11 protein-coding genes are annotated in these 12369 nt (G+C 59.3%); 10 read left to right on the top strand and 1 reads right to left on the bottom strand.

The window, feature by feature from the left end; translation table 11 throughout:
• Positions 1–6: 6 nt before the first annotated feature.
• From rlmD to BM035_RS02915, 4 genes are all read left to right on the top strand, one after another.
• Positions 7–1356 (top strand): 23S rRNA (uracil(1939)-C(5))-methyltransferase RlmD, encoded by a 1350-nt coding sequence (gene rlmD / locus BM035_RS02930; RefSeq protein WP_008176170.1) that lies wholly within the window; start codon positions 7–9, stop codon positions 1354–1356.
• A 57-nt stretch (positions 1357–1413) separates the two neighbouring features.
• On the top strand, positions 1414–3651 hold the full coding sequence (gene relA / locus BM035_RS02925) for a GTP diphosphokinase (protein WP_008176168.1): 2238 nt from the start codon (positions 1414–1416) through the stop codon (positions 3649–3651).
• Positions 3648–4505, top strand: coding sequence for a nucleoside triphosphate pyrophosphohydrolase (gene mazG, locus BM035_RS02920; RefSeq protein ID WP_008176166.1), 858 nt, complete (start codon positions 3648–3650; stop codon positions 4503–4505). The genes relA and mazG overlap by 4 nt, the downstream gene beginning before the upstream one ends.
• 136 nt (positions 4506–4641) lie before the next feature.
• The gene (locus BM035_RS02915) at positions 4642–4986 is read left to right on the top strand and encodes a hypothetical protein (RefSeq protein ID WP_008176163.1); all 345 of its coding nucleotides are present in this window, start codon (positions 4642–4644) and stop codon (positions 4984–4986) included.
• A 32-nt stretch (positions 4987–5018) separates the two neighbouring features.
• Here BM035_RS02915 and BM035_RS02910 read toward each other — a convergent pair whose 3' ends face one another.
• Complete coding sequence (locus BM035_RS02910) at positions 5019–5252, bottom strand: hypothetical protein (RefSeq protein ID WP_008176161.1); 234 nt, start codon at positions 5250–5252, stop codon at positions 5019–5021.
• Between the two features lie 104 nt (positions 5253–5356).
• On the opposite strand from BM035_RS02910, the gene ppc reads away from it, so the two are divergent.
• The 6 genes from ppc to BM035_RS02880 all read left to right on the top strand — a co-directional run bounded on the left by ppc (position 5357) and on the right by BM035_RS02880 (position 12368).
• Positions 5357–8002 carry a phosphoenolpyruvate carboxylase gene (ppc, locus tag BM035_RS02905; RefSeq protein ID WP_092030272.1) on the top strand — a complete coding sequence of 882 codons (2646 nt, stop codon included), beginning with the start codon at positions 5357–5359 and terminating at the stop codon, positions 8000–8002.
• Between the two features lie 78 nt (positions 8003–8080).
• Entirely contained in the window at positions 8081–9451 is a 1371-nt protein-coding gene (locus BM035_RS02900; RefSeq protein WP_092030270.1) for an HDOD domain-containing protein, read from the top strand.
• 201 nt (positions 9452–9652) lie between these two features.
• Positions 9653–10306, top strand: coding sequence for an adenylate kinase (adk, locus tag BM035_RS02895; RefSeq protein WP_008176153.1), 654 nt, complete (start codon positions 9653–9655; stop codon positions 10304–10306).
• A gap of 31 nt (positions 10307–10337) precedes the next feature.
• Entirely contained in the window at positions 10338–11033 is a 696-nt protein-coding gene (gene tsaB / locus BM035_RS02890) for a tRNA (adenosine(37)-N6)-threonylcarbamoyltransferase complex dimerization subunit type 1 TsaB (RefSeq protein WP_008176152.1), read from the top strand.
• 133 nt (positions 11034–11166) lie between these two features.
• The gene (locus BM035_RS02885) at positions 11167–11529 is read left to right on the top strand and encodes a hypothetical protein (RefSeq protein ID WP_008176150.1); all 363 of its coding nucleotides are present in this window, start codon (positions 11167–11169) and stop codon (positions 11527–11529) included.
• Positions 11529–12368, top strand: a complete 840-nt coding sequence (locus BM035_RS02880; protein ID WP_008176148.1) for a class I SAM-dependent methyltransferase — start codon at positions 11529–11531, stop codon at positions 12366–12368. Before BM035_RS02885 ends, BM035_RS02880 begins: the two co-directional genes overlap by 1 nt.
• Position 12369 lies beyond the last annotated feature (1 nt).

Here is a 12369-nt window from a genome sequence, read left to right as displayed (position 1 = left end):
CCGAGTATGAGCAGACGACGCAGGAAGGTTCTTCCAAAAGAGCCCGTGCGCTGTGAGATTGAGACCCTGAGCCATGACGGCCGGGGTATCGCCCGTCAGGATGGCAAGACCCAGTTTGTCGATGGCGCCCTTCCGGGCGAAACCGTGATGGCGAAAGTGGTGTCCAGTCGAAGCAAGTTCGACGAACTGCGCACCGAAGAGGTTCTGGAAGCCGCGCCGGATCGTCAGACGCCACCCTGCGAGTTTGCCGACCTGTGTGGCGGCTGTAGCCTGCAGCATATGAGTGGCGATGCGCAGATCGCGTTCAAGGAGAATACCCTGCGGGAGCATTTTGCCCATTTCGGGGGCATCGAACCCGAGGAGTGGATTGAGCCACTGCGCTCGGAAGAGAGCCTCGGCTATCGCCGCAAGGCGCGCCTCGGGGTTCGTTACGTCAAGGCCCGGGAGTCTGTCCTGGTGGGGTTTCGGGAGAAACGCAACAGTTTCCTGACCGACATTGATCGATGCGTGGTGCTGGATCCCCGCATTGGCGACCGCATACTGCCCCTTCGAAATATGCTGCACGATCTGGACGCCTACAGCCGAATCGCCCAGGTGGAAGTTGCCTGTGGCGATGATGTGGCGGTAATGGTGTTCCGCAATATGGATGACCTGTCCACTGGTGACCGGGAGAAGCTCATTGCCTTCGGCCAGGCTCACGATTTGCATATCTACCTGCAGCCAAAAGGGCCCGATACCGTTCATCGGATCTGGCCCGAGTCCTCTGGCCGGGATGATGAGCGACTGAGCTACAGGCTGGAAGAATTCGACCTGACCATGAAATTTCATCCCATGGACTTTACCCAGGTCAATGCAGGCATTAATCGCGCAATGGTACACAGGGCCGTGGAATGGCTGGATGTCCAGCCTGGCGAGCGAGTCCTGGATCTGTTCTGCGGTCTGGGGAATTTCACTCTGCCGCTGGCCACGCGAGGCGGGCAGGTTGTTGGCGTGGAAGGCGACGAGACCATGGTCGTACGGGGCCGGGAAAACGCGGAACTAAACGGTCTCGACAATGTCGCTTTTCACGGTGCCGACTTGCACGGTGACTTCACGGGCCAGAGCTGGGCCAAAGAAGGGTTCGACAAGATTCTGATTGATCCGCCCCGTTCCGGTGCCGAGGAGATCTGCAAGTACCTCACGGCCTTCGGGGCACAAAAGATAGTCTATGTCTCCTGCAACCCGGCCACCCTGGCGCGCGACGCAGGCGTAATGGCGCGCAACGGCTATCGACTGGTGCGCGCAGGTGTGATGGACATGTTTCCCCACACCACTCACGTGGAATCCATCGCGTTGTTCGAACGGGATTCCGACTGAAGATGCGGTGGGCAGTCAGGGATGGCTGCGGCAACCATCAGGAATAACAAGACTGATATGGTAAAAGTTCGCGAAGATTACGCAATGACCGGCGACGGCCAGGTGGATATCGAGGGCTGGGTAAACCAGATAGCCTCGCAAACGCACCTGGACGACGCTGACCAGTTCCGGTTGGCCTGCGAAAAGGCAGCGGAAATCGATCTTCAGGCTTTCCGGCAGGATCGCCAGTGGGCACCTGGTTCCAGCAGCTTCCGGATTGGCATTGAGATGGCCCAGGTTCTGGCGGAGCTGCACCTGGATCAGGCCAGCCTGGTGGCGGCGATCCTTTATCGCGCCGTGCGTGAAGAGCGCGTTCCCCTGGAGACAATCCGCAAGGAATTTGGCGATGAGGTGGCGGGCCTGATCAACGGCGTGCAGCAGATGGCGGCCATTTCGTCCATCCACCACCCGCTGAAGGGTAACGTTCTGGGCCAGAGCGAAGGCCAACTGGACAACGTCCGCAAGATGCTCGTCACCATGATTGACGATGTCCGGGTTGCCCTGATCAAGCTGGCGGAGCGTACCTGCGCCATTCGGGCGGTAAAGGATGCTCCAGAAGAAAAGCGAATGCGCGTCGCCCGGGAAGTGTTTGATATCTACGCACCCCTGGCACACCGGCTTGGCATTGGTCACATCAAGTGGGAGCTGGAAGATCTTTCTTTCCGGTACCTGCATGGTTCCGCCTACAAAAAGATCGCCAAACTGCTGGACGAAAAGCGCCTGGATCGCGACGGTTACATCAAGCGGGTGATTGAAACCCTGCAGACCGAACTGAAAGCCTATGGCATTGAGGGCGAGCTGTCCGGACGTGCCAAGCACATCTACAGCATCTGGCGAAAAATGCGCCGCAAGGGCATCGACTTTTCCCAGGTTTACGATGTTCGCGCCGTGCGTATCCTGGTTCCGGAGGTTCGCGACTGTTACGCCGCACTGGGTATTGTCCACACGCTGTGGCGCCACATCCCCAACGAGTTCGACGATTACATTGCCAACCCGAAGGAAAACGGTTACCAGTCCCTGCATACCGCCGTGATCGGGCCCGAGGGCAAGGTCATGGAAGTGCAGATCCGAACCCACACGATGCATGAGGAGGCGGAACTGGGCGTTTGTGCCCACTGGTTGTACAAGGGCATGGACAAAGGCAACAAGTCGACCGGCTACGATGCCAAGATCAACTGGCTGCGCCAGGTTCTGGAGTGGCAGGAGGAGCTGGGCGACCTGTCCGGGCTGGCCGACCACCTCAAATCCGATGTCGCATCGGATCGGGTGTATGTATTCACACCCGAGGGCCACGTGGTGGATCTGCCCCAGGGGGCAACGCCGGTGGATTTCGCCTACCGGGTTCACACGGAGATCGGTCACGCCTGCCGCGGTGCGCGGGTGAACAGCCGAATCGTTCCGCTGACCTATCCACTGAAAACCGGCGATCAGGTGTTTATCCTGACCTCCAACAACCCGGCCCCAAGCCGCGACTGGCTGAACCCGAGCCTTGGTTACATTCAGACTTCCAGGGCACGCGCCAAGGTAACCCACTGGTTCAAACAGCAGGATCGTGGTCGCAATATCGTTGACGGTCGTGCCATTCTCGAGGACGAGTTCAGGCGTCTGTCCCTGTACGATGTAGATCTTGGTGAGCTTGCCAGGAAGGTTAATTACCAAAGTGCGGAGGACATGTTTGCAGCCACCGGAGCCGGTGACCTTCGCCCCACGCATGTCGCCAATGTGGCCCAGCAGATGCTGGAGCCCAAGTCCGAACAACTGGATCTGAAACTCAGCGCCCAGCGCCGCAAGCCCTACGATACGGAATCAGACATCCAGATCCTGGGCGTCGGCAAGCTCAAGACCCAGGTGGCGAAATGTTGCAAGCCGCTGCCCGGAGACGCGATCGGTGGCTACATCACGGTTGGCCGTGGGGTTACGGTCCATCGCCAGGACTGCCTGACGTTCCTGAATCTGCGTGAGTTCGAGCCCAACCGGATTATTGAGGTCAGCTGGGGTGGCCGGCAGGCTGCTGTTTATCCTGTCGACATTGAAATTGAAGCCTATGACCGATCCGGGCTGCTGAGAGATATTACCCAGGTGTTGTCGGCCTCCAAGAGTGATGTGCTGTCACTGAATACCCTGAGCAACAAGGACGAGAACACGGCTACCATGACCGTGACGGTGGAAATTTCCAGTCTGGAGCAGTTGGCGCGGTTGCTGGCGCAGATTCGCAACCTGCCCAATATCATTGATGTAAGGCGTAAACGCGGATGAGCTATACCATCGAGGATCTGAAAACCCTGATGGCCAGGCTTCGGGATCCGGAGACGGGCTGTCCATGGGATACCAGGCAATCCTACAGGACCATCGTGCCGCACACGCTGGAGGAGGCCTACGAAGTCGCCGATGCCATTGAGCGAGAGGATTACCCGCATCTGAAAGACGAGCTGGGGGACCTGCTGTTCCAGGTCATTTTCTACACCCAGCTTGGTCGGGAAGATGGCCATTTCGATTTTGACGGTGTGGTCGATCATCTGGTGCGCAAACTGGTAAGGCGGCATCCACACGTTTTTCCGGAAGGGACCCTGGAAAGCAGCATTGATCCGGATAATCGGCCGGATGAGGCCTGGATCAAGGAAAGCTGGGAGCGCATCAAGGCCGAGGAGCGGGCAATGAAGCCGGCACCGGAAGCCAGCGCCCCAGTAAGTCGGCTTGACGGCATTGCCCGGACCCTGCCTGCAATGGCTCGGGCCGAGAAGCTCCAGAAACGGGCAGCCAGGCACGGTTTCGACTGGCCAAATGTTGGCCCGGTTTTCGACAAACTTCACGAGGAAATCGACGAGCTCAAGGAGGCGTGGGAAGCCGCACAGACGGGCGCCGGTGATCCCGATGCCGTTGAAGATGAGCTCGGCGATCTCCTGTTCGTCTGTGTGAACCTGGCACGGTTCATGAAGGTTAACCCTGAGCAGGCACTCAATCGAACCAACCATAAATTCGACGCCCGGTTCCGGGCGATTGAACGTGTGCTGGAACGGGAGGGCCGCGATATGGACGAAGAATCTCTGGAGGCGCTGGATGCCGTGTGGCAGGCGGTGAAAGGCGTGGAGCGGGGAGAGAACGAGCACTGAAAATGGCGGATCGGTAAGTACAATCCGTTACCAATTTTCTCGCCCCCGGACCGACGGCTTCGTCTACACTTCCGGAAACGGATGCACAGTTTTCGTGCGCCGTGCGCCATCAATAAGATGCAGGAGTGAAGGCACCATGAAAATCAAAGATCTGGTCAACTACTGGGACAAGCATGCACGTGGTCGGCTTACCCGAGACGCCTACTTCATGGCGTTGTCTGACCAGCATCACAAGCGTCTCGAGAAACTCGCAGCGCTCTATCCGATGAAGTCACCTCAGGATCTGATGCGGGATCTGATTTCTGCAGCACTGGACGAAATGGAGACCAGCTTTCCGTATGTTCAGGGCACCAAAGTGGTGGCGTACGACGAGGATGGCTTCGAGATCTACGAAGATCAGGGCCTGACTCCCAAGTTTGTCAGCCTGAGCCAGAAGCACATCCAGCGCCTCAAGGCCCGTCAACTGGAATCAGTCGCCTGACGACACGGGCAGCGAAAGCTGCCCGCCGCTATTTACTTGTCTTTCCCTTCCAGCTTGTCCTTCAGTGGGCTCTGGCGTACCAGATCGTCCAGAGCTGCACCAATCATGTCGTTCAGAATATCGCTTTCACTGCGGTCCGGGTAAAGTTCCGCCAGTGCGGCCACGCGTGCGGCATCTTCCAGCGGCAGGCGCAGGTTATAATCGTGGGTGCGCTCCACGGGCTCTTTTTGCTGTTCCCAGTGTTTGGGCAAATCAGTGACCTTCATGATAACTCCTTGCAGCTACAGGCTTGAATCGCCAATAGACTTTCTCGACTGTTCCTTAGTATCGTAAGTTTACTTCGCCTCCGTCAATTCAAAAGGACGTCAATGTGACTGAGCTACATCCCGAACTCCGAGAAAACGTACGAATGCTGGGTGAACTTCTGGGCCAGAGCATACGGCGATATCCCGGACAGGAATGCTACGAGCTGATTGAGGAAATCCGGGCGGCTGCCAAGTCCGACCGTCGCCAGGAAAGCGGGTCCGGCCAGCGACTTGTCAATCTGCTGCGCAAGTTGAGCGATGATGAGCTGCTTCCGGTGACCCGTGCCTTCAACCAGTTCCTGAACCTGGCCAACCTTGCCGAGCAGTACCATGGTATTCGTCGGAAACGCGGGCACCAGTCTGATCTGATGGTCGAATCGCTCGGGGAGGTGTTTGAGCGGCTCAAGCAAGGTGATGTCACGCCGGAGGAACTGCATCAGAGGGTGGCGGATCTACGAATCGAGTTTGTGCTGACGGCCCACCCCACCGAGGTGGCGCGTCGCACCCTTATTATGAAATACGACGAGATGTCGGACTGCCTGGCGCGTCTGGACCATGACGACCTCATGCCTGCTGAACGGGAGGAAATCGTCAATCGCCTGTCTCAACTGGTTACCGAAGCCTGGCACACCGACGAGATTCGTCAGGAGCGACCAACCGCAGTGGATGAGGCCAAATGGGGCTTTGCGGTTATTGAAAACAGTCTGTGGCAGGCCCTGCCACAGTTTCTGAGGAGCCTGGATACGTCGCTGGAAGACGCGACCGGAAAGGGCCTTCCCCTGCAGGCATCCCCCATCCGCATTGCATCCTGGATGGGCGGTGATCGTGATGGCAATCCGAATGTCACCCACAAGGTGACCCGCCGGGTCTTCCTGCTTGGCCGCTGGATGGCAGCGGATCTCTATCTTCGTGATATTCAGGCGCTGCGGGCCGAACTGTCCATGTGGCAGGCCAGCGACGAGCTCAAGGCCGTTGTTGGTGATTCCCGGGAACCCTACCGCCATGTGCTCGCCGAACTCCGTGAGCGGCTGATCAGAACCCGGGACTGGGCAGAGGCGAGCGTCAACGGCGAGACCGCGGATGCCAACGGTATTCTCTTTGAGAACGAGGATTTCACCGGTCCCCTGGAGCTCTGTTACCGATCCCTGGTTGAGTGCGGACTCGAGGACATCGCCAATGGTCCGCTGCTGGATACCATCCGCCGGGCGCATACTTTTGGCCTGCCTTTGATTCGTCTGGACATCCGCCAGGAGGCCAGCCGCCACGCGGAGGCGGTTGCCGAAATGGTCGATTATCTTGGCCTGGGGGATTATCTGTCCTGGTCAGAACAGGAGCGCCAGGCATTCCTGGTGAAGGAACTTCAGGGCCGGCGCCCACTGGTCCCCCAAACTTGGGAGCCCTCCGAATCGGTCGGCGAGGTGCTGGCAACCTGTGAAGTGGTGGCGCAGCAAACGCCGGAAGCCCTCGGGTCCTATGTTATCTCCATGGCCAGCAAGCCCTCTGATGTATTGAGCGTGATTTTGCTGCTCAGGGAATCCGGAATGAAGTTTCCGATGCGGGTCGTGCCCCTGTTTGAGACCCTGGATGACCTGCGTGGTGCTCCAGACAGCATGTCTGCGCTGTACGAGGTTGAGTGGTATCGGGAGTATTGCCAGGGCAGGCAGGAAGTGATGATCGGCTATTCGGATTCCTCCAAGGATGCCGGCCAGCTGATGGCGGCCTGGGCCCAGTACCAGGCCCAGGAGAAACTTACCCACGTTGCCCGCCAGTATGGCGTGCATCTGACCCTGTTCCACGGCCGTGGCGGTACCGTTGGCCGTGGCGGCGGACCTGCCAACCGGGCGATACTGTCCCAGCCGCCGGGCTCGGTAAACGGCAGTTTCCGGATTACCGAGCAGGGCGAAATGATCCGCTTCAAGTTCGGTTTGCCGAGGCTGGCGGTTCAGAGCCTGACGCTCTACACCACGGCGGTTATCGAAGCTACCCTGGCCCCGCCACCACAGCCCGAAGACAGCTGGCGTGAAACCATGGACTGGCTTACCGAGCGGTCCTTGAAAGCCTACCGCGATGTGGTCCGGGAAAATCCCGACTTCGTGCCCTATTTCCGCCAGGTCACGCCGGAACAGGCCCTGGGGAAACTGGCACTCGGAAGTCGCCCGGCCCGGAGGAAGGCCACCGGCGGCGTGGAAAGCCTTCGGGCCATACCGTGGATATTTGCCTGGACCCAGATGCGGCTGATGCTGCCCAGTTGGCTGGGCAGTGACGTGGCGCTTGAAGAGGCGGCCCGGGACCACCGGCTCCCAGTATTGCGTGAGATGATGCAGGGCTGGCCGTTCTTCCGCACCTATGTGGATATGCTGGAAATGGTGCTGGCCAAGGCAGACCTGCGCATCGCCAGCTATTATGAGCAGACGCTGCTGGACGATGATCGGTTGAAAGCCCTTGGGGAGAGTCTTCGCGTGCGCCTCCAGGGTTGTATCGAGCGACTTCTGGAACTCAAGGAGCAAACGGATCTGCTGGAGGGAGAGCCCGTCTTTGCGCATTCGATGAGGGTGCGTAACCCATACACGGATCCGCTGCACTACCTTCAGGCCGAATTGCTACGGCGGGACCGGGAAAGTGAAGGCAAGGGCGAGGTGCCGGAACTGGTGGAAAGAGCACTGAAAGTCACCATGGCAGGTATCGCTGCGGGCATGCGGAATACTGGCTGACCTTGCAGCAGAATAGAAAAAAGTGCCGGGACAAGGCCGGGTAGTCTGGCCACCGACCAAGAACAAAGGGAGTAAGCTGTGGCTCTGGCTGCACGATTGGAACGTTTTCTCGCCCGCAAGGGCATCACTTATCGGGAGTTGCCGATAGATCAGGTCACCAGCCTGGATGCGGCAGTGATTGCCTCGGGGATGTCTCAGGACAGCTTTGTACAGGCCACTCTGCTGATCGACATTACCGGTGTCGTGATGGCCGTGCACAAGTTCGACAGTTCCCTGGACCCGGATGCCGTTCACCAGTTGACCGGTCGCCGTCTTCAGCCGCTGACCGCACGGCAGACCATGCGCCTGTTCAGTGACTGCGATCCCGGCTTCACCCCGCCCATCGGACAGGCTTACGAGCTGCCCGTTATCGTGGACGAGGATGTGATGCTGGCGGATCAGGTCGTGTTTTCCAGTGGCACTGATCATTCCCTGCTAGAGATGGATGGCCGATCCTTCCGTCTGGCCCTGGCCGGTGCCAGGGCGGGCCACCTGGTTATCCGGGGGCCGGGTAACGGCAACCGCGAGGCGCTGACGCTCGAGGAAGTGGCCGACAAGCTACAGAAACTTTACCGTCTGCCCCCCATGCCGGCCCTGGCGCTGCGTATTTTGCGGCTGACTGCCAACACCGATGCGACGGCTCGTGAGCTGGCAGAGCTGATCGAGTTTGATCCCAGTCTCACGGCCCAGATCATGCGTTACGCCCGTTCTGCACTGTTCAATTATCCCGGCCAGGTCAATTCGGTGCAGGAGGCGGTCACCCGTGTGCTGGGCTTCGATCGTGTGGCCCACATCGCCCTGGGCATCGCCTCCGTTCGTGCCTTTGAAGTACCCCGTCACGGCATTCTCGGTATGGACAATTTCTGGCGCCACTCCCTGTACTGCGCGTTCCTTTGCCAGATCATTGCGCCGCGATGTGGCGCCGAAAAGGGGCTGGGCTATCTCTGCGGCCTGTTGCACAACTTCGGCCTGTTGCTGGTCGGGCATCTGTTCCCGGCCGAATTTGATGAGCTCAATGAGCTTCGCGAAGCGAATCCTGAAGCCAGCATGCACTCGCTTGAGCAGCAGGTGTTCGGGCAGGGCAATGGCCAGGAAATCCTGTCGGTGGGCCATGGCGCTATCGGCGGTATCCTCCACCGTTTATGGCAACTGCCTGATCCTGTGGTCAAGGCGGCCGGCGTGCATCAACAATCGGGTTACCATGGCGAGCACGAGAACTATGTCTTGATGGTACAGCTGGCCAACGCCCTGTTGAAGGACCGCGGTATTGGCGATGAATTCAATCCCGACGACGTGCCCGCTTTGCTGGAAGGCCTGGGACTGGCGCCCAATGTTGTGGAAGAACTGAATGCTGAACTGGATCGTGTGGCTCCGGATCTGGACGCACTGGCCAGCTCCCTGTCATCCTGACACCCTGTCGTTATTCGCTGGGAAATACGGACTTCCGGTGCATGATACGGAGGTCGACTTTCTCTGACGTGGCTGACTTCGTATAATGCGCCTTCGCCGATTTCGGCTGACACCTGTTCCGTGCAGGAGAGGCTGTCGCAAAGGCACGGGTTTTTGCCACAGCTTTTCAAATGATAATGACTAAAACGGGAGCACAGCGTTATGCGAATCATCATGTTAGGCGCGCCGGGCGCAGGCAAGGGAACTCAGGCCCAGTTCATTACTGAACGGTTTGATATTCCCCAGATCTCCACCGGTGACATGCTGCGTGCGGCGGTGAAAGCCGAGTCCGAGCTGGGCAAGCAGGTAAAGGAAGTCATGGCAACGGGCGGCCTGGTGTCTGACGACATCATCATTGCGCTGATCGAAGAGCGTATTCAACAGCCTGATTGCAAGAACGGTTTCCTGCTCGACGGTTTCCCGCGGACCATCCCCCAGGCTGAAGCTCTGAAAGACCAGGGAATTGCCATCGACTATGTGGTCGAAATTGCCGTGGATGACGAAGAAATTGTCAGCCGTCTGTCCGGTCGCCGGGTGCACGAGGGAAGCGGTCGTATCTACCACGTGAAATACGATCCGCCCAAGGTCGAGGGTAAGGATGACCAGACCGGAGAACCGCTGGTTCAACGTGAGGACGACAAGGAAGAGACGGTTCGCAAGCGTCTGAAAATCTACCACGACCAGACTGCACCGCTGGTTGGCTACTACCAGGACTGGGCGTCGAAAGAGCCGGCCGCGGCACCGAAATACGTCCGTGTCGAGGGCGTTGGCAGTCTGGACAGCATTCGCGACCAGATCCTGTCTGAACTCAAATAAATTGGCATCCTGACCTGAGGTTTTCACACCGGTGAAACTGTTGGCACTGGATACGTCATCGGAGGGCTGCTCGGCAGCCCTTCTTGTTGATGGCGAAATCTCCGAACGCTTTGAGCTTGCCCCCAGAGGCCATACCCGGCTATTGATGCCGATGGTGCGGGAGCTTCTGGCGGAGAAGAATCTTGCTCCGGCAGAGCTTGATGCCCTGGCCTTTGCCTGCGGGCCGGGCTCTTTTACCGGTGTCAGGATCGCGACCGGTGTTGTGCAGGGTCTTGCCTGGGGGCTGGACATTCCGGTGGTGCCGGTGTCTTCGCTGCAGGCCGTGGCGCTGGGTGCCATGGATGCTCTGGATCCTCACGAGGAAACCGGTATTGCGGTAGCCTTTGATGCCCGCATGGGCGAGGTGTATTGGGGCTGCTTCGCTGCCCGGGCAGGACTGCCTGAGGCGTTGGCTTCGGAACAGGTCTGTCCACCCGAGGCAGTCACACTGCCAGCGGGCCCCGAGCGCTGGTGCGGAGCAGGGCCGGGCTGGCAATACCGCTCCGCCATGCCAGCGGAGGTGTCAGGGCGCGTTGATCCCGTCGATGAAACCCTGGTGCTGCGAGCAGCCTGGGTTGCGCGCCTGGCGGTGATCGCATTCGGGCAGGGCAAGGCGGTGCCGGCGGAGCAGGCTCAACCTGTCTACATCAGGGATGAAGTGGCCTGGAAAAAACTGCCTGGTCGATAGTGACCCCGGCCGCCCGGTCTGATCCGGGCAAACCGCTTTGGGTAAAAACTGACCAGCTGTCTTTTCTTCCGTGCGATAATCTTCCATACTTCCATTTCACGTTTTCCTGTCATCCGGCCAGCGGTATCTGAACATGATTGGCGGAATTAACCCGGGTAACAATTTCAATTTCCAGACCGGCAACAACAGTCTGGTCAGGGAGCGCAGCGATGCGGCCCGTGCGCCGGCATCAACGCCCGAAAAAACCCCTGACGCGGCCCGCCGTGACCTTGCCGATGGCAATCAGGGTGTTGTCAGCGACCGCAATGCGACCGAAAGCCTCGAGCGGCGTGTAGAAGCCCGTCGTGCCGCTGAAGACGCCCGTCTGGAGCGGTTCCGCGCAGACGAAGTGTCCCTGCCAGCCGCCAGGGCGCTGTCGACCTTTGCCTCTGTTGCCGCAGCCGGTCAGGAAACTGGCGGCAATGGTAGCCTGGCCGGAATTGATATTCTGGTCTGATGCCTGACTCGTCCCCGTCCGCTCCGTACGCCCTCTCTGAACGTTTCCAGAACATCGTCGCTGTTGCCCGCAGTGCATTGGGTGACCGATTGCAGGCCGATGCTCTTGCCGATTCGCTCGGGGTCCCGAATCTTGGTGTCGTCCGCCCCAGAGACATCCGCGACTTCCCGGTTTTACTGTTCCTGGATGAGCAGGGCCTTGGCCTGCAGATGACTGGCAAAGGTGCGCCGGGACCGGTGCGTGCAGAATTCGTGACCGGCAAGATGGGGTATCGGCGGGAGCACGGCGGTGGCGCGGGCCAGTTGGTGGCCAAGGCGGTCGGCTTGCAGAAAACACGGGCCGCATTGCATATCGTTGATGCGACGGCAGGGCTTGGCCAGGATGCCTTTGTGCTTGCCAGCCTTGGCTGCACGGTTACCCTGTTCGAGCGTAACCCGGTCATTCACGCTCTCTTGGCCGATGGTCTTGCGCGCGCAGCCCTGAATGTGGATTGTGCGGCCATTGTCGAGCGCATGCGACTGCTGGAGGGCAGCAGTATTGAATGGCTTGCCCGACCAGGCACCGAGGCGGCGGATGTTGTCTACCTGGATCCGATGTTTCCGCATCGGGACAAGTCGGCCCTGGTAAAAAAGGAAATGCAGGTTTTCCGCACTATCGTAGGAGACGACGAGGATTCCGCACAATTGCTCGCGGCCGCTCTGGAGCGCGCCCGTTACCGGGTGGTAGTCAAGCGGCCCCGTAAGGCATCGGCCATTGAGGGAGCAGAGCCAACCACCCGCATTGAGGGCAAGAGCAGCCGCTACGATGTGTACGCCATCCGGGCGCTGCCACCGCAGTAAA

This window comes from Marinobacter sp. DSM 26671, assembly GCF_900112835.1.
GTDB classification, from domain to species: domain Bacteria; phylum Pseudomonadota; class Gammaproteobacteria; order Pseudomonadales; family Oleiphilaceae; genus Marinobacter; species Marinobacter flavimaris.
This window is presented reverse-complemented; position numbering and strand designations above follow the sequence as displayed.